The organism is Bathymodiolus japonicus methanotrophic gill symbiont (genome assembly GCF_019721995.1).
Taxonomy (GTDB): Bacteria; Pseudomonadota; Gammaproteobacteria; order Methylococcales; family Methylomonadaceae; genus Methyloprofundus.
Genome location: NZ_BLYC01000007.1, coordinates 170,165 through 188,436, shown reverse-complemented (window position 1 = coordinate 188,436; position 18,272 = coordinate 170,165). Strand labels below are relative to the sequence as shown.

Annotated in this window: 24 protein-coding genes, 1 tRNA gene, 1 other RNA gene and 1 pseudogene; 17 read left to right on the top strand and 10 right to left on the bottom strand. The window is 43.5% G+C overall.

Annotated features, from left to right (window positions below):
* Entirely contained in the window at positions 1-678 is a 678-nt protein-coding gene (locus tag K6984_RS12315; protein ID WP_230988045.1) for a hypothetical protein, read from the bottom strand.
* Between the two features lie 12 nt (positions 679-690).
* Between K6984_RS12315 and K6984_RS12310 the strand changes: the two genes are divergently transcribed.
* A complete protein-coding gene (locus K6984_RS12310) occupies positions 691-1,704 on the top strand; it encodes a transposase (RefSeq protein WP_221895790.1) in 1,014 nt (337 codons plus the stop codon).
* Between the two features lie 102 nt (positions 1,705-1,806).
* On the opposite strand, the gene K6984_RS33400 is transcribed toward K6984_RS12310, so the two are convergent.
* Positions 1,807-1,935: a hypothetical protein gene (locus K6984_RS33400; protein WP_263458596.1), complete on the bottom strand. Its 129-nt coding sequence runs from the start codon at positions 1,933-1,935 to the stop codon at positions 1,807-1,809.
* Here K6984_RS33400 and K6984_RS12305 point away from each other — a divergent pair.
* Positions 1,913-2,215 carry a hypothetical protein gene (locus K6984_RS12305; protein WP_221895789.1) on the top strand — a complete coding sequence of 101 codons (303 nt, stop codon included), beginning with the start codon at positions 1,913-1,915 and terminating at the stop codon, positions 2,213-2,215. The genes K6984_RS33400 and K6984_RS12305 overlap by 23 nt on opposite strands.
* Positions 2,216-2,265: 50 nt before the next feature.
* Positions 2,266-2,729 (top strand): annotated as a pseudogene (locus K6984_RS36165) (transposase); the annotation flags it as partial.
* On the opposite strand, the gene K6984_RS12295 reads toward K6984_RS36165, so the two are convergent.
* The gene (locus K6984_RS12295; protein WP_221895787.1) at positions 2,619-2,879 is read right to left on the bottom strand and encodes a hypothetical protein; all 261 of its coding nucleotides are present in this window, start codon (positions 2,877-2,879) and stop codon (positions 2,619-2,621) included. The pseudogene K6984_RS36165 and the gene K6984_RS12295 overlap by 111 nt on opposite strands.
* 116 nt (positions 2,880-2,995) lie before the next feature.
* Between K6984_RS12295 and K6984_RS12290 the strand changes: the two genes are divergently transcribed.
* The 4 genes from K6984_RS12290 (at position 2,996) to K6984_RS12280 (ending at position 4,958) form a co-directional block, all read left to right on the top strand.
* Positions 2,996-3,238 (top strand): hypothetical protein, encoded by a 243-nt coding sequence (locus K6984_RS12290; protein ID WP_230988044.1) that lies wholly within the window; start codon positions 2,996-2,998, stop codon positions 3,236-3,238.
* Between the two features lie 162 nt (positions 3,239-3,400).
* Complete coding sequence (locus tag K6984_RS33395) at positions 3,401-3,529, top strand: hypothetical protein (RefSeq protein WP_263458596.1); 129 nt, start codon at positions 3,401-3,403, stop codon at positions 3,527-3,529.
* Between the two features lie 27 nt (positions 3,530-3,556).
* Complete coding sequence (locus K6984_RS12285; protein ID WP_221895786.1) at positions 3,557-3,916, top strand: hypothetical protein; 360 nt, start codon at positions 3,557-3,559, stop codon at positions 3,914-3,916.
* Positions 3,917-4,802: 886 nt separating this feature from the next.
* Positions 4,803-4,958, top strand: a complete 156-nt coding sequence (locus K6984_RS12280) for a helix-turn-helix domain-containing protein (protein WP_221895785.1) — start codon at positions 4,803-4,805, stop codon at positions 4,956-4,958.
* A 275-nt stretch (positions 4,959-5,233) separates the two neighbouring features.
* Here K6984_RS12280 and K6984_RS12275 read toward each other — a convergent pair.
* Positions 5,234-5,309 (bottom strand) — tRNA-Phe (locus tag K6984_RS12275).
* 377 nt (positions 5,310-5,686) lie between these two features.
* Between K6984_RS12275 and K6984_RS12270 the strand changes: the two genes are divergently transcribed.
* Together K6984_RS12270 and K6984_RS12265 are read left to right on the top strand one after the other, a co-directional pair.
* Positions 5,687-6,898 (top strand): argininosuccinate synthase, encoded by a 1,212-nt coding sequence (locus K6984_RS12270; protein WP_221895784.1) that lies wholly within the window; start codon positions 5,687-5,689, stop codon positions 6,896-6,898.
* A 106-nt stretch (positions 6,899-7,004) separates the two neighbouring features.
* Complete coding sequence (locus tag K6984_RS12265) at positions 7,005-7,637, top strand: hypothetical protein (RefSeq protein WP_221895783.1); 633 nt, start codon at positions 7,005-7,007, stop codon at positions 7,635-7,637.
* A gap of 318 nt (positions 7,638-7,955) precedes the next feature.
* Here K6984_RS12265 and K6984_RS12260 read toward each other — a convergent pair whose 3' ends face one another.
* Positions 7,956-8,288, bottom strand: coding sequence for a c-type cytochrome (locus tag K6984_RS12260; protein ID WP_221895782.1), 333 nt, complete (start codon positions 8,286-8,288; stop codon positions 7,956-7,958).
* A gap of 244 nt (positions 8,289-8,532) precedes the next feature.
* On the bottom strand, positions 8,533-9,963 hold the full coding sequence (gene cysG, locus K6984_RS12255; protein ID WP_221895781.1) for a siroheme synthase CysG: 1,431 nt from the start codon (positions 9,961-9,963) through the stop codon (positions 8,533-8,535).
* 99 nt (positions 9,964-10,062) lie between these two features.
* Between cysG and K6984_RS12250 the strand changes: the two genes are divergently transcribed.
* Together K6984_RS12250 and K6984_RS12245 are read left to right on the top strand one after the other, a co-directional pair.
* Positions 10,063-10,293, top strand: a complete 231-nt coding sequence (locus tag K6984_RS12250; RefSeq protein WP_221895814.1) for a sulfurtransferase TusA family protein — start codon at positions 10,063-10,065, stop codon at positions 10,291-10,293.
* Between the two features lie 17 nt (positions 10,294-10,310).
* Positions 10,311-11,576 (top strand): ABC transporter transmembrane domain-containing protein, encoded by a 1,266-nt coding sequence (locus K6984_RS12245; protein WP_221895780.1) that lies wholly within the window; start codon positions 10,311-10,313, stop codon positions 11,574-11,576.
* On the opposite strand, the gene K6984_RS33390 is transcribed toward K6984_RS12245, so the two are convergent.
* Together K6984_RS33390 and K6984_RS33385 are read right to left on the bottom strand one after the other, a co-directional pair.
* Positions 11,527-11,661: a hypothetical protein gene (locus K6984_RS33390; protein WP_263458733.1), complete on the bottom strand. Its 135-nt coding sequence runs from the start codon at positions 11,659-11,661 to the stop codon at positions 11,527-11,529. The genes K6984_RS12245 and K6984_RS33390 overlap by 50 nt on opposite strands.
* Positions 11,662-11,688: 27 nt before the next feature.
* The gene (locus K6984_RS33385) at positions 11,689-11,817 is read right to left on the bottom strand and encodes a hypothetical protein (RefSeq protein ID WP_263458596.1); all 129 of its coding nucleotides are present in this window, start codon (positions 11,815-11,817) and stop codon (positions 11,689-11,691) included.
* A gap of 18 nt (positions 11,818-11,835) precedes the next feature.
* Here K6984_RS33385 and K6984_RS12240 point away from each other — a divergent pair, with 18 nt between their 5' ends.
* The 6 genes from K6984_RS12240 (at position 11,836) to K6984_RS12215 (ending at position 15,577) form a co-directional block, all read left to right on the top strand.
* Positions 11,836-12,348, top strand: coding sequence for an ATP-binding cassette domain-containing protein (locus tag K6984_RS12240; protein WP_221895779.1), 513 nt, complete (start codon positions 11,836-11,838; stop codon positions 12,346-12,348).
* A gap of 177 nt (positions 12,349-12,525) precedes the next feature.
* An RNA gene (ffs, locus tag K6984_RS12235) (signal recognition particle sRNA small type) lies at positions 12,526-12,622 on the top strand.
* 34 nt (positions 12,623-12,656) lie between these two features.
* Positions 12,657-14,300: a DNA polymerase III subunit gamma/tau gene (gene dnaX / locus K6984_RS12230; protein ID WP_221895778.1), complete on the top strand. Its 1,644-nt coding sequence runs from the start codon at positions 12,657-12,659 to the stop codon at positions 14,298-14,300.
* Between the two features lie 2 nt (positions 14,301-14,302).
* Complete coding sequence (locus tag K6984_RS12225) at positions 14,303-14,626, top strand: YbaB/EbfC family nucleoid-associated protein (protein ID WP_221895777.1); 324 nt, start codon at positions 14,303-14,305, stop codon at positions 14,624-14,626.
* 1 nt (position 14,627) lies between these two features.
* Entirely contained in the window at positions 14,628-15,224 is a 597-nt protein-coding gene (recR, locus tag K6984_RS12220) for a recombination mediator RecR (RefSeq protein ID WP_221895776.1), read from the top strand.
* Positions 15,225-15,238: 14 nt separating this feature from the next.
* Positions 15,239-15,577, top strand: coding sequence for a histidine triad nucleotide-binding protein (locus K6984_RS12215; protein ID WP_221895775.1), 339 nt, complete (start codon positions 15,239-15,241; stop codon positions 15,575-15,577).
* Positions 15,578-15,910: 333 nt separating this feature from the next.
* On the opposite strand, the gene K6984_RS12210 is transcribed toward K6984_RS12215, so the two are convergent.
* Both K6984_RS12210 and K6984_RS12205 read right to left on the bottom strand, forming a co-directional pair.
* The gene (locus K6984_RS12210; protein WP_221895774.1) at positions 15,911-16,561 is read right to left on the bottom strand and encodes a multicopper oxidase domain-containing protein; all 651 of its coding nucleotides are present in this window, start codon (positions 16,559-16,561) and stop codon (positions 15,911-15,913) included.
* Positions 16,558-18,213, bottom strand: a complete 1,656-nt coding sequence (locus K6984_RS12205; RefSeq protein ID WP_221895773.1) for a multicopper oxidase domain-containing protein — start codon at positions 18,211-18,213, stop codon at positions 16,558-16,560. Before K6984_RS12205 ends, K6984_RS12210 begins: the two co-directional genes overlap by 4 nt.
* Positions 18,214-18,272 lie beyond the last annotated feature (59 nt).

The following is an 18,272-nucleotide window of genomic DNA, read 5'->3' as shown; positions in this document are numbered from 1 at the left end:
TCACCCAGCAGAACAATACTTTAATGATGGTGTTGGCTCTAAGCGCCCTAAATCTCTGCCAATCATATGTTTCCCTGATGGCATCAGTTGAAACACATCCTTTATTAATTCACCTAACTCTTTCAGCTTATCACCAGGATCTGGAAACTCTAGCAATGACGTGATGAACTCAAGCAGTACATCCATTTGAGACTTGCGCTGTAAGCTTCCTACGGTATACGCAGGTAGTTTGCTTTCAATGCGGGCTATTTGCTCTGGGTGAAGGAGAAGGCAATGGTCAAACAAAAGACTCAGAATCAGGCCACGGTTTGATCCCTCTTCATCTAATTGTTTGGCCTCACGCCCCCATCCTTCATAAAGCTTCCAGTCCTCAAAGGAAACCTCAATCAGCCATCTCAACGTATAGGCTTGAATAATATCTTGTGTGCGCCAAGTCAGGTCTGTCGCCACTAAATAGCGATAGTAGTTTTCACCGTCATATTTTAAGGCAATGACAAAGCGTTTTTTACTGTGAGAACTCACCTTCAATCGTGCACTGCTGACATTCGCTGTCAGCCCCGGAAGGACTGATAGTCTCCAGAAGGCGCAGGGAAATTTGCCAATCCGAAGTGCGCGATAGCGCGCGAGGGAGGCTAAAATTTTATCCCGAATAGCCGTAGAGCCATTTGTGGTAGCCATGACTGAGCTGCTTTGTGCTCAGTCTGTGGCGGACGCAGGGCGGCTGGAGCATCTCCTATTCGCTGCGTAGGTGAACGAATTACGGCGACAGGAGTCCCGGAATTTCGTGAGGTAGCATGGCGCGCCTGTGAAGGTGTGTTGGCCTTTGATGAATCAGACCGAGCACGATCTAAGTCTACAAAACGTATTTATAAGGTTTACAAGCAGAAACACAAAGGCTCCGGCGGGTATGTTAATGGACAAACGATAGTATTATTGCTGCTAGTTACCTCATCCATTACAGTGCCTGTCGGTTTTTTCTTTTATATGCCGGATCCAGCCTTAAAGCAGTGGGATAAAGAAGATAAACGGTTGAAAAATAGCGGTATAGCAAAAAAAGATCGGCCTATTAAGCATGAACGTGACAGTGCCTACCCGACCAAAACAGAGATTGCATTAGGCTTATTAAAAGAGTTTAAAGTTGCGCATAGCCTGATTAAAATTAAAGGCGTACTGGCTGATGCGCTGTATGGTGAAAAAGCCTTTATGGACGAAGCCGCTAAAGAATCTGGAGGCTCGCAGGTGATTAGCCAATTACGTAAAAACCAAAATATTGAATATAGAGGTAGAATAAGGTCAGTCGAGAGCTACTTTAATTCGATTAACAAAGGCATTGATCAGATAATACGTGTACGTGGCGGCAAAGAGATTAAAGTGACTGTCAGCAGTGCACGATTAAAGGTGAGTTCTCACAGTAAAAAACGCTTTGTCATTGCCTTAAAATATGACGGTGAAAACGACTATCGCTATTTAGTGGCGACAGACCTGACTTGGCGCACACAAGATATTATTCAAGCCTATACGTTGAGATGGCTGATTGAGGTTTTCTTTGAGGACTGGAAGCTTTATGAAGGATGGGGGCGTGAGGCCAAACAATTAGATGAAGAGGGATCAAGCCGTGGCCTGATTCTGAGTCTTTTGTTTGACCATTGCCTTCTCCCGCTGAAAATCAGGGAAACGGAGCCTAAGCGAAGTGATGATTTTTAGTCCGCGATAGCCGTAGGGCCGTTATTTTGTCGGAGTCTGAGCGTTAGCGAAGGTGGAGACAAAATAAAAGGCCATCCGACACGGCGTCAAGTCATTTGGAGCCTATGTTCCGACCCCTTGTTGAGTCGGGACGAGGTGACGAGGACGAATCGGGGCCGCCGGAGGCATAAGTGGTCGCGTTAAGTTTTTGCTGCTTGCTTGGGCTGGGATGCCCAAAACAAGCTTTCGCAAAAATAGCGACTCCCCGATTCACCCAGAGCAAATAGCCCGCATTGAAAGCAAACTACCTGCGTATACCGTAGGAAGCTTACAGCGCAAGTCTCAAATGGATGTACTGCTTGAGTTCATCACGTCATTGCTAGAGTTTCCAGATCCTGGTGATAAGCTGAAAGAGTTAGGTGAATTAATAAAGGATGTGTTTCAACTGATGCCATCAGGAAAACATATGACTGGCAGAGATTTAGGGCGCTTAGGGCCAACAGCATCATTAAAGTATTGTTCTGCTGGGTGAAGGTAAGAGTTTGATGGCAATGGGATGGAAAAACTTGAACATCGAGTTATAGCTGGTTTGGCAACAATGGCCTATGGAAGCCTGTTTACAAAGCTATCGGAAGCCGGTTTAATATTCTCTCTAGGTTAAGGTGCAATAATGTACTGTACGATCGTCCAGAAAAAAGAAAACCCAAGCAGAGGGGCGGAATAAAAAGTACGGGCAGCGTCTGGGGTCAGCCACAGACATGGCAAAAACAGTACAACAAAAGGCCCGATCGTATACCGTGAATCTCTATGGAAAACAGCGTGAAGTCAGGGCTTATAGTCGCGTTGTCATGCTGAAAACATTGAAACGACCCGTTCAGGTTGTCTGGGTGTTTCGTCGCACACAGTGGATTGCTTTGTTTACGACCGATCTAAGTTTATCCGTCACACAGATTATTGAGTATTATGGTGCGCGATGGAAAATCAAATCCGGGTTCAAAGAGCTCAAGCAAGACATAGGGAGCCATAAAAATCAGTGTCGAAATGCGTAGGCAGTGACCAACCATCGCTGTCAGCCCCGGACGGGCTGATAGTCTCCAGAAGGCGCAGGGAAATTTGCCAATCCGAAGTGCGCGATAGCGCGCGAGGGAGGCTAAAAATTTATCCCGAATAGCCGTAGAGCCATTTGTGGTAGCCATGACTGAGCTGCTTTGTGCTCAGTCTGTGGCGGACGCAGGGCGGCTGGAGCATCTCCTATTCGCTGCGTAGGTGAACGAATTACGGCGACAGGAGTCCCGGAATTTCGTGAGGTAGCATGGCGCGCCTGTTGAACTTCTGTATGATGGCAACAACGCTGACGTGGATTTACGCGGATCGTTTAAAAACCGATCCGGAACGTCGGCACAAAGTGAAGGGGCGAGCCAGTTTCGCCTTTTCAGATATCCGCCGCATCATTGCCGAAGCGGCTTTGGATCCGGATTTTGAAAGGGTTTGCCCCAAATACAGCAGCTCCCCTGTAAATTCGGTGGTAGCCGTTTTATTGCGAATGGTTCCTTGATGAATTTCTAAGAAACTTCAGATTTCAAGGAAACTAAAGCTTGGTCTTCCAATACCCGCTCACTTGAAAATCGAATGCGCCTGACTGCAATGAGCTGTAATTTAATGCGCGTGTTTGAAGAGATTTCAAAAACACAACAGCCAGATCGGGGAGTCGCTATTTTTGCGAAAGCTTGTTTTGGGCATCCCAGCCCAAGCAAGCAGCAAAAACTTAACGCGACCACTTATGCCTCCGGCGGCCCCGATTCGTCCTCGTCACCTCGTCCCGACCCAACAAGGGGTCGGAACATAGGCTCCAAATGACTTGACGCCGTGTCGGATGGCCTTTTATTTTGTCTCCACCTTCGCTAACGCTCAGACTCCGACAAAACAACGGCCCTACGGCTATCGCGGACTAAAAATCTTCACTTCGCTAAAGCTCCGTTTCCCTGATTTTCAGCGATTGATTCATCCATCGGATAAAAAATATAGCGAGGCTCTGGAGATAAGGCAGCAACAGGCCCAAAAACGAGATCGTTTTGTGAATCCATTATTTTTCCAGGCAAGAATATCTCGTATCAGCTCGTATACCATTCGAGCAGTTCAAAACGCAATAATAACAGGAATGTCTTTACAGTGCTTTATGAGCTCTCTTGTGGCGAGGTTAGTTTCACGGCCTCAATTGATAGGGGAACACTGATGGTCTTTATTGTATGCGATATTTTGTTGCAGTGGGAATAAGAAAAAAGTTTTTGGGAGAGGTAAGTTGAATAATATTTTCACAGAAAAAAACCGATAAATTAGGTAGCTGAAGTTTCCCAATAATTATTTATGGTAAAATTGAAACTATGCTACAACTATATGAAAAAAATAGTCTTTTCATTCGTTTCAAATGCTATTGCCTAAGGGGAATTAAGTAGGGGTTTGCTATAAACATGGCAAAACCACCTAAAATAAACCTCGATACACCAGCATTGTGTATTTCAGCTACTCAATAATTGGGAAACTTCAGTTAGGTAGAACATAATGACTAATAAAGAAATATGGGTGAGTAGCAAGGAAGCAAAGAAAGTTTTAAAGGTTTCTGATTGTCACCTTTCCCACTTGCGAAATGATGGTAAGTTGATCTTTATAAAGAAGAGTAATGCTTTTCTATACTCCTTACAACATATACAGAATTCACGAATTCATGATTCTTAATAGTCAAAGTTTTCTTTTTAAATTCTTAGGATATTAACATTCATCGTAACTACTCAGCGTAATTTAAACTCATAACAGATTGATTTAAAATAATAATTAATGTATCTCTCTGAATTTTAGCCCAATTTTCACCCCTTTTTAAAGGTGAAAATGACTAAAGTCAGGTTAAATTAAAATATATCCATTTGATTTTAAAGTTAAAAAATACGCTGAGTAGTTACAATTCATCATTGGTTAATAATATTGTCCGGCTTCTTTAATTGTTCTTGCTATTTCATTACGTAAATTTTTAGCTGCTAGAACCTCATTACGCTCACTATAATGATCCCCAAAAACTAGACCAGTATTTAAGATAGAATCTTGCCCTCAAAACTGAGGATTAAGAAATGACCATAAATCGTAAGAAGCATAGTACGCAAACCAAAGTAAAAGTAGTGCTAGAAGCGCTAAAAGGAGAAAAGACAATAGCAGAGATTACTGCGAAATATGGCATCCATGCGACACAAATCAATAATTGGAATAAAGCTGTATTAGAGGTTTGACTCGTTATTGATGAATTGTTTGTTTTCTTGAAAAAAGGGGAGGTCGTAATGATAAAAGTATTTATATTCATGCTGTCAATGGCCAAAATAATTGAGCCAGTTTCGGCTGGGCAGATCTATCGATGGTATTGCGTTATGCTCATTTATCAGGAGAGTACTTACGGGAATATGCGAACAATGCAGAATCTGAGTCAAATTTACTACACTGTGATTTTGAGCAAAAATAAAGGTCGTAGAAGAGATCTTCTAAGACCTTTATTTATCTGGCTTTAGCATGGTGCCCAGGGGCGGAATCGAACCGTCGACACGAGGATTTTCAGTCCTCTGCTCTACCGACTGAGCTACCTAGGCTTGCTAAAGAGCGGGTATTATTTCAGCTATCCTTTTTTGCGTCAACTCTTTTTGAGAATTATTTTTCAGTTACATTTTATCTATTTGATTTTTTTAGTTTATTTATGATCAATCAAGTGACCTTTGGCTAAATATAGGGCTTAGTGGTTTTTTTTGTAAGTCGTGTTAGCTTCTTGGGGGCGTATTATAGATAGATTTACGAGAACACACTGGAAATGGTTAATAGTCATATTTTGATGGATTAGTGGTGATTATTTCTATTTGTTTTATGGGGTTAAGTAGCTAGCTTTGTTAAGCGTAGAATTGCATTTTTAAAATTTACCGGGCACTATTTATAGTATAATTAAAAAATTTACTTTAATTAGAGTTTGAGAATAATGTCAGATACCAAAAAGGTTGTTTTAGCTTATTCGGGCGGTTTAGATACTTCAGTTATTTTGAAGTGGTTACAAGATGAGTATGATTGTGAGGTTGTTACGTTTACTGCGGATTTAGGGCAGGGTGAAGAGGTTGAGCCGGCGCGTGAAAAAGCTAAGTCTTTAGGTATTAAAGAGATTTATATTGATGATTTGCGCGAGGAGTTTGTGCGTGACTTTGTCTTTCCTATGTTTCGTGCGAATACAATTTATGAAGGTGAGTACTTACTAGGTACTTCAATTGCGCGACCTTTGATTTCTAAGCGCTTAATTGAAATTTCGAATGAGACGGGAGCTGATGCTATTTCTCATGGAGCAACTGGCAAAGGTAATGATCAGGTGCGCTTTGAACTAGGTGCTTATGCGTTGCGTCCAGATATTAAAATTATTGCGCCATGGCGTGAGTGGGAACTGAGCTCCAGACAGAAGCTGTTAGCTTATGCCGAGCAGCATGGTATTCCGATAGAAAGAAAAAAAGGTAAGGTGTCGCCTTACTCAATGGATGCTAATTTATTGCATATTTCTTATGAAGGTGGAATTCTGGAAGACCCCTGGAATGAACCAGAGGAAGATATGTGGCTGTGGAGCGTGTCGGCAGAAAATGCACCTGATGCTCCAACATATTTAGAGCTGACTTATGCCAAAGGCGATATTATTGCTATAGATGGCGTGCCGCATTCGCCTGCTGAAGTTTTGGCTAAATTAAATCAAGTCGGTGGTGATAATGGTATTGGTCGTTTGGATATCGTAGAAAACCGTTATGTGGGCATGAAGTCACGCGGTTGTTATGAAACTCCCGGAGGTACCATTATGATGCGCGCACATCGTGCAATTGAGTCGTTGACTCTGGATCGTGAAGTGGCGCATTTAAAAGATGAGCTGATGCCGCGTTATGCTACACTAATTTATAATGGTTATTGGTGGAGTCCTGAGCGGGAAATGTTACAGACCATGATTGATCGGTCGCAGTTAACAGTGAATGGTAAAGTGCGGGTCAAGTTATATAAAGGTAATGTCGATGTTGTGGGGCGTGTTTCTGAGACGGATAGTTTGTTTGATGAAGCGATTGCCACTTTTGAGGATGATGATGGCGCATATAATCAGCAAGATGCTGAGGGCTTTATTAAACTGAATGCTTTAAGAATGCGGATTGCGGCCAAGCGGTTGAAATGATTTTCTTAAAAATCCTGTTCTCTGCAAAAGGGAACGGGATTTTTTTTATTAAACTTGTATAATGATTTGGCTTGGGATTTTTTATAGGAGAAGGGGTTTAGCTTGAATGAGCGACTTACGCAAAAAAGATAAAAAAAATAAATCAGTGCGTAATTTAGCCGTTCTAAATTCAGCAACTCGGATGAGTGTGCTGAAAATGAACCGGTTGGTATTAGCTGTGCTTGTCGGTTTGATGGCAATGGTTATTTTTATGGGTATGTTATTAATACCAGAGCAAGCATTAGTAAAGCAGCCTACGATAGCAGTAAAGGCTGCCGAGCTGTATGAAGTGCAGATGAACCCGGTTTTATCTGCCGAGGTGGATGCTTTGAAATCCCAGTTGGTCGGTTTGGTCAGTGGTTCTATTGAAAGTAAGTTGAAGATTCTAGAGGGCTCTTTGCGTAGCGGGACTTTTGAGGAAGTAGGGCTGGATACCATCCGCGCTTTACAGAATGACTTGGTGGTTTTAAAAACCTATTCTGAAACTGGGGCAGGGCGCTTGATTGTGCAGAAATATTTGCAACAACCACCTCAAAGCGCTGAAACTCTCGTTTTAGCTGAGCAGGTCTCGCAATTAAAAGGTCTGGTGAATTTCCTGATTACTTCCTGTGGACTGATGATTGCTGTTATAGGTGGAGTCTGGGTGCGTAGGCAATATGCCCTTGAGCATAGTTCTAGCAAGCAGAAAAGAATATCTTAGTTGTAGAACGGACTTTAGTCCGCTATTCACTAAGATAACTGAAGTTTCCCAATAATTATTTATGGTAAAATTGAAACTATGCTACAACTATATGAAAAAAATAGTCTTTTCATTAAACATGGCAAAACCACCTAAAATAAACCTCGATACACCAGCATTGTGTATTTCAGCTACTCAATAATTGGGAAACTTCAGTAAGATAAGATAGGGCGGGAAAATATCGGACTAAAGTCCGTTCTACCTTAGTCTGTTTTTAAGGCATAAAAAAAGCCATTCCAGATTTTCAGGAATGGCTTTTTTGTGTCTACTACTAAGAGCTTATTGAGCCAGGTAGCTCCATACGGCATCGATAGCTTGCTCTTCGTCTAGGCCGGCTTTCTTAACAGGACCTACAGCCATAATGGCATCTACTGCTTTAGGCATGCCGTTTTTACCTTCTTTTAAAGTAGTCGAAAAACTTGCTTTAGTCAGGTCGCCTGATTTAATTAATGCAATTAATTGTGGGTTAGAAGATATATCATGGCAAGCACCACAGCCTCGACCAAACGCACGGTCATAGATTTTCTTACCTACTTTTACGTCACCAGCTGATGCCTGGACGCTTAAACCTAATAAAGCAACTGTAGAAACAGCTAATAGTATTTTTTTCATTTTGATCTCTTCCTCTTAGTAATAAAAAACTATGTCATTGTAAATGAATAATATTCAGAAAACATAGCCCCGAAAAATTTTAACTGTTAAATGATAGATAATTTAGCCATAATTTTCAACTATTTTTATCGGTTTTTAACAATATGACGTCATGAAATCGTGTATATGCCGGCTATTTGATTAACAAATACTCGAATCAGTGAAGTTGTTTTTCCATTATGGTTCAATGGTTTGCTTTAGCTAATTACTGTTGAGGAATAAAATCTTCGGTAGTGTTGTGCATATCATCAGCATGAAACCATTTTAATGCATCGTGTAGGGAAACAACCGTGCCGATAATAAATAAGGTTGGTGGGTGTATGCCCTGGTTTTTCAATTTGTCGGGCAAGTTGCTTAGCGTTCCGGTAATTACGCGTTGCCTCTGTGTCGTACCTTGCTGTATCAGTGCAATCGGTAAATCTGCTACAGCACCATGCTGAATCAAGGATTGGCAGATGATTCCCAGTCCAACCAGTCCCATATAGATAACAATGGTTTGACCAGGTGCGGCGAGTTGTTGCCAGTTCAGGTTTGCGCGATTATTTTTTAAATGCCCGGTAACAAAGGTGCATGACTGGGCATGATCTCTATGCGTTAGTGGGATGCCTGCATAAGTTGCACAGCCAGAGGCTGCGGTTATGCCAGGTACGACCTGGAAGTTAATGTTTTGCTCAGCCAGGGTTTCAATTTCTTCACCGCCGCGACCAAAAATAAAGGGATCTCCGCCTTTTAAGCGCACTACGCGCTTGCCTTCTTTTGCCAGCCTGGCGAGTAATTCATTAATTGATTCCTGCGGGAGGCTATGATTGTCTCGTTGCTTTCCGACATAAATTTTTTCTGCATCACGGCGAACCAGTTGCAATATTTCAGTAGAAACCAGACGATCATAAACAACTACATCGGCTTGCTGCATCAGGCGCAAAGCACGAAAAGTGAGGAGATCAGGGTCGCCCGGGCCCGCGCCGACCAGGTAGACTTCTCCGCTATTATCCAGTTGCTTAGGGCTGTTCAGTATGGCATCTTTTAATCGCGACTCTGCCTCGGCTTCTTTGCCCGAATAGAATAGTTCTGCGATTGAACCTTGCAAAACTTTTTCCCAGAATATGCGCCGCTGTGCTGGTGGGTTTATATTTTCTTTTACTAATGCTCGGTATTTTTCCGCTAGCTTAGCCATTCTGCCAAAAGCAGGTGGGATAAGGCTTTCCAGTTTTGCGCGTAATAAACGTGCGAGTACAGGGGATGTACCACCCGAAGATACAGCGGCTAGGGCTGGTGAGCGGTCAATAATTGCCGGCACAATAAAGCTGCACAAGGCCGGTTTATCTACTACATTAACGGGGATATTATGTGCATCGGCCGTGGCTGCAACCAGGGCATTAATATCGGCCTGATTAGTCGCTGAAATAATCAGCCGTTGTTGAGAGATATCATCGGTACTGAATTTTTTTATGCTGATTTCTATGTCTGAATTGTTCGCCGCTAATTGCATAACACTGGCGCTTATTTCTGGCGCGATAACGGCGATTTTGGCTCCAGCTTTGGCAAGTAATTCAATTTTTCGAGCGGCTATTTCGCCAGCGCCTACGACTAGGCAGTGTTTATTTTTTAAATTGATAAAAAGTGGAAAATAGTCCATAAAATGATAATTAATCTAGAAGTACATCGTTCAGAAACAGAGTTGGATGCTATTATATGCGCTCTTTATAAAGCATGATTGAGAAAATTTAAAATCAGAATGATTGAATTTGATATTGAAGTAGATGCCGCTGGTTTACATTGTCCCTTGCCTTTATTACGCTTAAAAAAAGCCTTAAAAGACATGCACTCAGGCGAGGTTGTGCGGGTGATTGCTACAGATCCTGCAGCGCATCTGGATTTTGGTGTTTATAGTGAGCAGACCGGCAATGAGATAATCGAATATATGCGTGAGGATGAACAACAGATTTTTTATGTGCAAAAAAAATAATGACTGCATATTAAAAAATGCACATTATTTTTAAAGAATACAGCAAGGTAGTCTGGCAGAAAAAATGGTATTTTCTGCTGTGTATTATTGGCCTTAGTGGCGCCACGATACTAGATTTTTATGTGCCAGTATTTTACAAAAATATCGCCAATGGACTGGCCTCGGAATATTCTGCTGCAACCTATTCGATGCTGCTGCACAACCTGTCCATGATCGCTGTGTTTTATGCGGGGGTCTGGCTCTCCTGGCGGGTTATGGAAATCGGCATTATTCCGGTTGATGGCGGTGGTGTGAACCTGCTGGAAAAGCGCTGCTTTGATGTGCTTAAAAAGCAGCAGTATATTTTCTTTGGAAACAGCTTTTCCGGTAGTCTGATTAAACAAGCTAACCGATTTTCCCGCTCCTTTGAAATTATTATGGACTGGTGCCTGTTCCAGTTATTTCAAAATATTCTGGCGATCAGCATTGCTTTTGTTATTTTCTATCAGCAACAGCCCGAGTTTGCCATGTGTTTTCTTGCCTGGGTAGCTGTTTATCTGATTTGGAATATCGGTTTTTCCAGGTGGAAGCTAAAGTTTGATGAAAGTGTTGCTAAAGCAGATTCCAACGTGGGTGGCGCTTATTCGGATGCCATTAGCAATATTTTTATCGTCAAAAGTTTTGTGCTGGAAGATACTGAGCAGCAACGTGTTGATCAGGCTTCAAACGAAGTTTATAAACGCAAGAAGATCGCCTGGATATTAATGTTTATCTCTTTTGCGGTGCAAGGCTTAATGGTTTTCGCGATTGAGTTATTACTGATGTTTTTAATGATTGATAAATGGCGCACGAGTACTTTTGATGTTGGTGAGTTCGTCTTGTTTCAGTCCATCTTGTTAATGTTGATTCAGCGGTTGTGGGAGTTTGGGCGCAATTTACGCAACTTCTTCACAGCACTGGCTGATGCAAAGGAGATGAGTGAGGTATTCAGCAATACTGCTCTGGAAATAAACGACCCTCACGCGAGAGCTCAGAAAATTTCGCGAGGGGAGATTAGTTTCAGAAATATTAACTTTGCCTATGATGGTCACCGGTCCTTGTTTGAGGGTTTTTCTCTGCATATCAGAGCGAGAGAGAAAGTAGCACTAATAGGTCAGTCTGGCTCTGGCAAATCATCATTAACCCGCTTATTATTCAGGTTTGTTGATGCGCAAAGTGGGCAAATTTTGTTTGATGGTATTAATAGTCGAGATTTCACTTTGGCATCCGCTGAAAATCCTGGAAACGGAGCTTTAGCGAAGTGAAGATTTTTAGTCCGCGATAGCCGTAGGGCCGTTGTTTTTTCGGAGTCTGAGCGTTAGCGAAGGTGGAGACAAAATAAAAGGCCATCCGACACGGCGTCAAGTCATTTGGAGCCTATGTTCCGACCCCTTGTTGGGTCGGGACGAGGTGACGAGGACGAATCGGGGCCGCCGGAGGCATAAGTGGTCGCGTTAAGTTTTTGCTGCTTGCTTGGGCTGGGATGCCCAAAACAAGCTTTCGCAAAAATAGCGACTCCCCGAATTGCGCCAGCAAATATCTCTGATCCCCCAGCAACCCGATCTATTCCATCGCTCGGTACGTGATAATATCACTATGGGACGAGATGTTTCGGACGCGGAGTTGCATGCGGTTGCTGCTAAAGCGCAGAGCCTGGAATTTATTCAGCAATTACCGCAGCAATTTGATACTCAGGTTGGCGAGCGGGGGGTGAAACTATCGGGCGGCGAAAAGCAGCGCATAGCCATTGCCCGCGCATTTCTGGAAGATGCGCCCATCGTGGTGTTAGATGAAGCAACCAGTGCGCTGGATTCGATAACCGAGCAACAGGTGCAGGTGGCTATTTTTGAATTACTGCAACATAAAACTGCGCTAGTGATTGCGCACCGCCTCTCGACTATCTTACGCATGGATAGAATTATTGTACTGGAGCACGGGCGAATTATAGAGCAAGGAACTCACCAGCAGTTATTGGCACAGCAAGGACGATATTTTCAAATGTGGCGGCATCAGCAAGGTGAATTTTTGGGCGAATAGCATGGGAAATAGCGCTAAAGAAACCAAATTACTCCATCTCCCCTTTGATTTTCTGAGCAGTTTAATCAGTAAAGATACGATCCAATAATAAATTACGATTTAGCCTTGAACTGTTACTGTAAATAACGCATAATACCCGCTCTTCAACGCTAGTGGTTGTCGACATTATGGTTACCGTGTCGGTCCTCTCGCAACGATATTCTGTCAACTCCGCCAGGCCTGGAAGGGAGCAACGGTAGCAGAAGATTCGTGTGCCGAGATGTGGCTGGCATGGTATCCGCCCAATCTCTACATTCTACCACTCTGTCATGAATCATCAGGTTCTCGCCAGAAAATGGCGTCCGCATAATTTCAACCAAATTGTTGGTCAGGAGCATGTTAGCCAGGCGCTAATCAATGCATTGCAACATGATCGTTTACACCATGCCTATTTATTTACCGGCACCCGCGGCGTAGGAAAAACCACTATCGCCAGAATCCTGGCAAAAGCAGTTAACTGCGAAAATCTTCAAGACTATAATCCCTGTGGGCAATGTTCTGTTTGCCAGGCCATAGATGAAGGGCGCTACCTGGATTTAATCGAAGTTGATGCTGCATCTCAGACCGGGGTCGATAATACCCGGGATTTACTGGATAACGCTCAATATGCGCCTAATGCGGGTAAATATAAAGTTTATCTGATCGACGAAGTACATATGCTCTCGCTGAGTAGCTTTAATGCCTTGCTGAAGACGCTAGAAGAGCCGCCCGAACATGTTAAATTCTTGCTTGCCACGACTGACCCACAGAAAATTCCGGTTACTGTTTTATCGCGCTGCCTGCAATTTAATTTAAAGCGCCTGACACCCAGTCAGATTAGCGAGCAAATGGCCTATATATTAGGCGAAGAAAAAATACAATGTGAGCAGGATGCTTTGCGTTTAATAGCGCGTGCGGCAGATGGCAGTATGCGCGATGGTCTGAGTTTACTAGATCAGGCAATTGTATTTGGCAATGATGTGGTTAGCACCGAGACGGTTAGTCAGATGCTAGGTACGATTGCACAACAGCCGGTGGCAGAATTACTGCGTAGCCTGGCGCTAAAAGACGCGTCAAAGGTCTTGCAGACTATTCAGGAAATGGCTGAATTATCACCTGATTTCGCTGATGTATTACAGCAAATATTACGGGTCTTGCATCGTCTTGCATTGGTGCAGTTGGTTCCGGCAGTTGCAGAGACCGAAGATGATGCCGAGATGTTGCGTGAGTTGAGTGAACTGTTTTCGGCTGAAGAGTTACAGTTGTATTATCAGATTGCACTGATGGGTCAAAAAGACCTGGGTTTGGCGCCGGAACCACGCGCAGGATTTGAAATGATGATGCTCAGAATGCTGGCGTTTAATCCACAGGTCAGTGATCAAAAGCAAGCAGGCAATATTACCACCACAACAGCTATAAGATCCAAACCTCTGGCAGTGTCAGTGCCGAGTAAAGTGGCTGAGCCGCAAACAGTGCGCAAGGCCATGCCCGAAGTTAGCGCACCTCCTGAAGTACCACAGGCTATTGAGCCCTCCACCAGCCTGCCGTGGCATGACATGGTAGATGCTATGAATTTAACTGGGCTGACGCGTGAGCTAGCAAATAACTGCATTCTGGAATCAGTTGACGCACAGCAGTGCTGCTTGATTCTAGATCCAAAACAGGCACAGATCAGAAGTTCGCGTTCAGAAGATAAATTGCAGGCTGCGCTGCAAAAACAGTATGGTAATACGCTTAAGTTGGTGATTAAGACGGAGGCTATTGCCAGCGATACGCCAGCGGTAAAAAATCATAAGGCAAAGCTCAATCGACAGCAAGCAGCGGTCGATGCTATAGACAATGATGAAAATATACAGGCATTAAAAAGCAATTTTGATGCACGGGTAATTTCTGGTTCTATTGAGCCGGTAGAAAATATTATTGAGGAGAAATAAATATGAAGGGTGCGCTTGGAAATATTATGCAGCAAGCTCAGAAAATGCAAGAAGACATGCAAAAAGCACAGGCTGAACTTGAGTCGATTGAAGTGACAGGTGAAGCTGGTGGTGGCATGGTCAGCATTTTAATGACAGGCAAGAGAGAGGTGCGCAAGGTATCTATTGATGATGCTTTGGTGGGAGATGATAAGGAAATGCTGGAAGATTTAGTCGCAGCAGCGATTAATGATGCCGTGCACAAAGTGGCGAAACTAAAAAAAGACAAAATGGGTGATGTGACTGCAGGAATCCCACTTCCTCCAGGATTTAAAATGCCATTTTAAAATGCCGAAACAAGAACTGCTGACTGAGCTTATTGATGCCTTGTGTTGTATGCCGGGGGTCGGGCCAAAGTCGGCACAGCGCATTGCCCTGCATTTGTTTCAGCGCGACAGGGGAGGGGCTGAAAATCTGGCTAAGACCTTGCAAGCAGCAGTCGATAGATTAGGTCATTGCAGGCAGTGCCGCACCCTCTCAGAACACGAGCTATGTGAGCTATGTGCTGATTCGGAGCGTGATGCACACGTATTGTGTATCGTTGAAAGCCCTGCTGATGTCTGGCTGATTAATCAGGCAACTGATTTTAAGGGTGTTTTTTTTGTTTTAAACGGGCGACTATCACCTCTGGATGGCATAGGCCCTGATGAAATAGGCCTGGAACAGTTAGAGCAGCAATTAGAAAATAGTCAGATAAGCGAGCTTATTCTGGCGACTAATTCTACTGTCGAAGGTGAGACAACCGCACACTATATCGCGCAACTAGCGTTGCCACACAAGATTAAAGTAAGTCGCATTGCTCATGGAGTGCCAGTGGGCGGCGAGTTAGAATTTATTGATAGTAGTACCCTGGCTCATGCTTTCAGTGGGCGACGTGATATATAGCATAGGAGAACACCATGACTGACTGCCTATTTTGTAAAATGGTGGCAAAAGAAATTGAGCCTGATATCGTTTATGAAGATGAGCAGGTGCTGGCTTTTAGGGATATACACCCGAAAGCGCCTACGCATATTTTAGTTATTCCCAAGCAGCATGTTGCCACTTTAAATGACCTACAAGATCAGCAGCTGGCAGGGCATTTACTACAAACGGTCGCCCAGCTTGCAGATTCTGAGGGCATTGCAGAAACGGGCTATCGTACTGTGATTAATTGCAATAATGCAGGTGGCCAGGAAGTATATCATTTACATCTGCATTTATTAGGTGGCCGACAAATGACCTGGCCAGCAGGGTAAAGCTTCCAAATAGCGTGTGCCTAATTGGGGGCTATTATTACCATGAAGGTCTTGCACTTAAATCGTGGATTACCCCCTAAGGGGCCGTTTGAAGCCGAAGATTTGATGAGCTAGGAATATGCGAATTCCATCAGGGACGAGGTAATTAAAATACCTCATCCTAAGGCCGGATATTTGGAAGAAATATTTCTTCATGTTACCAATAAACAATGGTTCTATTCGCGAAATATAAAAGAACCTGCACTGTGATTTGATTCTTTGTAGGTCACTTTAATCACCCGTAAGTAATAGCAACAGTTTCACCAACGGGTAGGTTCTTAAGTTTTCATTTGCCTATCTTACGCGCTTTGCGAAAAAACTGATTAGCACTCTTATCAACACCGCACCCACAAGCATACTAAAAGCCAAAGCAAGCCAGGTGTAATGCGTATTGTTAATAGGGTAATAATCAGGTGTCAAAGGAGCAGTCAAACCCAAAATACTATCAAGGTCTCCAGTACCTTTACCGACTTTTAGCTGACCTTTCATGCCTTTTTCAGTATGTCGCGAGACTTCACAATGGATGTAATAGGTGTAGTCTCGACTGGGCACGATAAACGAGCCGGTTTTCTGGCCCTTGCCGTATAACTCTATGGTAAACATGCCTTTTGGGTACATATATCCGGGTAAGCCATGCAGCATAAATTGATGGCGGATATCATCTTCATTAATAAAGGTGAGATTAACCCGTGCGCAAGGCGGCACTTGCAGGTCACGCTTATCATAGGTAAACATTTTTCCGGAAAATTCCTGAGCGAATTTTTTGCCACCCCGGATGGTAATATCAATATCCTCAGAAATTTCCTGGCAATCCTTAGGTAAATTATCCGGATTATTATTCATGATCATGCCTTTATTATCCGTCATCATATTGCCGTGCTGCATTGCTGCAGAAACTTGTGGACTTAAAAATATAGAGAGCATCAGTAACAACATATTTTTCATGATCCAGCCCTCATCAAACCATAGATAATATAGACAGTCAGCCCGATAATAAGGCCTATTAATAAACCAAATATAATAATGGCAGGGTAATCAGGAGCAAGCCCCCCCGCCTCCAGCTTACCCCAGAGTGGGCGCTGCTTGGCGTAATAACTATTGGTTAATACATCGTCTAAAGCATCGTCACGCTGGGTGGCTGGCATGCCTTGTTCGTTGAGCAGGCTTTCATAAGCCAGTAGAGCGATGTTTCCACCCGGGCTCATGCCGTTATTGGCAACGCCCATTTCTACGTGGTCATGGAATAACCAGACGCCTTCGCCATAACTATGCAGTCCATCATTGACAGTTTGTAAATGTAAATCTATACGTTGCGCGGCAGATAAGTTGTATACGTCGCGGGTAATTTGTGCAGCCGGGTTTTGTCTCACGCCATCGTAATCGGTAATCGTCGCTTTATGCCCATGAATATGAATGGCAATATTACTATGCTGGGTATTGAGTACGCGTAATTTAATATCTTCATCTGGTTTGGCAATAACCAGGGCATCACGCAACGTGTATGGGAAGGAGTGACCGTTTAGCATAAAATAATTTTCATTAGATTCACTCATATTATAAACGCGGTGCATCGCTTTGGAGATCACGCGTATATCATTGGATTGCTGGATGGTTTTAGCCAGGTTTTTATCGATAGACTGGTAATGTAAGTCATATTCGCGGTCATATTTTTCCTTGATAGCGACAGAGGAATGACGCACATGACCTGCACCGACATTAAAGGTTTGCACCCAGTTGTTGGGTTTGTTTTCCTCGACCACAAACATACCATTCAAGCCCATCATTAAATGCTTGTCGGTCTGTACATGGCAGTGGTAAAGCATGGTACCGGCATGGCGCGGCTGTAATTCATAAGTGCGTGTATTTCCGGGCATTACCGGCTTTGCACCCGTGACCGGTACGCCATCATTATCGCCGCCTGAGGAGGTTTTAAAGGCATGATCAGCGCCATGAAAATGCAGGGTGTGCGGGAAATAATGCGTGTTTTCCAGAGTGATATAGACTTTATCTCCTTGCTCGATACGAATCACAGGAGAAGGGGCGCGTAGAATTGCATTGGCTTTAATCGAGCGGAAATTTTTCACGCTCATGCCGCGTAATTTCGGTGAAAATGCCCACATGCCGGGTTGTATGCCAGGGGCTATGTCATAGGTAGGGAATACACCGGGGCTATCGGGTGTGGCGCCATTGAGTTCTAGTACTTCTAGTTTGATATGAATAATATCCGGATCACCATCACCATCTAAATCATCACTTTTTGTTAATGCATCTTCAGCTATGCGGCTGTTCATAAGGGTATGCATGGAAATATTATTCATACCCTTAACAAAAGCGGCGATATTGTAGGGGTTGTCCGGATCGCAAAGTAAGGACTCGGCAATGTCTACGCCATCAATTTTCTGAGCAGCGCGCCATTCAGGGTGGGCATTCAGGCAAGGCTTGTCAATTTTCATCGGCTGACTTAGCCGAGGGGTTTGTCCTGCAGGTAAGTTAATACCTGAAGCGCGCTGAAAAAACTCGGGTTGTAGCCATACGCTTAAGGCAATCAGCGCGAAAACAACAGGGATAAGAGGATAATAGAAAAGTTTGTTGTGCATTTTTGAGGCTGGTAAGAAGTGGGTCGTTAAATAGGTGATATTTAGTTAGAAAGGTAGCT

Excerpts from the sequence above, each read along its gene's own strand:
- K6984_RS12315 (WP_230988045.1), bottom strand. The coding sequence starts at position 678 with ATGGCTACCACAAATGGCTCTACGGCTATTCGGGATAAAATTTTAGCC.
- K6984_RS12305 (WP_221895789.1), top strand. The coding sequence starts at position 1,913 with ATGCCCAAAACAAGCTTTCGCAAAAATAGCGACTCCCCGATTCACCCA.
- K6984_RS12295 (WP_221895787.1), bottom strand. The coding sequence starts at position 2,879 with ATGGCTACCACAAATGGCTCTACGGCTATTCGGGATAAATTTTTAGCC.
- K6984_RS12290 (WP_230988044.1), top strand. The coding sequence starts at position 2,996 with ATGGCGCGCCTGTTGAACTTCTGTATGATGGCAACAACGCTGACGTGG.
- K6984_RS12285 (WP_221895786.1), top strand. The coding sequence starts at position 3,557 with ATGGCCTTTTATTTTGTCTCCACCTTCGCTAACGCTCAGACTCCGACA.
- K6984_RS12280 (WP_221895785.1), top strand. The coding sequence starts at position 4,803 with ATGACCATAAATCGTAAGAAGCATAGTACGCAAACCAAAGTAAAAGTA.
- K6984_RS12270 (WP_221895784.1), top strand. The coding sequence starts at position 5,687 with ATGTCAGATACCAAAAAGGTTGTTTTAGCTTATTCGGGCGGTTTAGAT.
- K6984_RS12265 (WP_221895783.1), top strand. The coding sequence starts at position 7,005 with ATGAGCGACTTACGCAAAAAAGATAAAAAAAATAAATCAGTGCGTAAT.
- K6984_RS12260 (WP_221895782.1), bottom strand. The coding sequence starts at position 8,288 with ATGAAAAAAATACTATTAGCTGTTTCTACAGTTGCTTTATTAGGTTTA.
- cysG (WP_221895781.1), bottom strand. The coding sequence starts at position 9,963 with ATGGACTATTTTCCACTTTTTATCAATTTAAAAAATAAACACTGCCTA.
- K6984_RS12250 (WP_221895814.1), top strand. The coding sequence starts at position 10,063 with ATGATTGAATTTGATATTGAAGTAGATGCCGCTGGTTTACATTGTCCC.
- K6984_RS12245 (WP_221895780.1), top strand. The coding sequence starts at position 10,311 with ATGCACATTATTTTTAAAGAATACAGCAAGGTAGTCTGGCAGAAAAAA.
- K6984_RS33390 (WP_263458733.1), bottom strand. The coding sequence starts at position 11,661 with ATGGCCTTTTATTTTGTCTCCACCTTCGCTAACGCTCAGACTCCGAAA.
- dnaX (WP_221895778.1), top strand. The coding sequence starts at position 12,657 with ATGAATCATCAGGTTCTCGCCAGAAAATGGCGTCCGCATAATTTCAAC.
- K6984_RS12225 (WP_221895777.1), top strand. The coding sequence starts at position 14,303 with ATGAAGGGTGCGCTTGGAAATATTATGCAGCAAGCTCAGAAAATGCAA.
- recR (WP_221895776.1), top strand. The coding sequence starts at position 14,628 with ATGCCGAAACAAGAACTGCTGACTGAGCTTATTGATGCCTTGTGTTGT.
- K6984_RS12215 (WP_221895775.1), top strand. The coding sequence starts at position 15,239 with ATGACTGACTGCCTATTTTGTAAAATGGTGGCAAAAGAAATTGAGCCT.
- K6984_RS12210 (WP_221895774.1), bottom strand. The coding sequence starts at position 16,561 with ATGAAAAATATGTTGTTACTGATGCTCTCTATATTTTTAAGTCCACAA.
- K6984_RS12205 (WP_221895773.1), bottom strand. The coding sequence starts at position 18,213 with ATGCACAACAAACTTTTCTATTATCCTCTTATCCCTGTTGTTTTCGCG.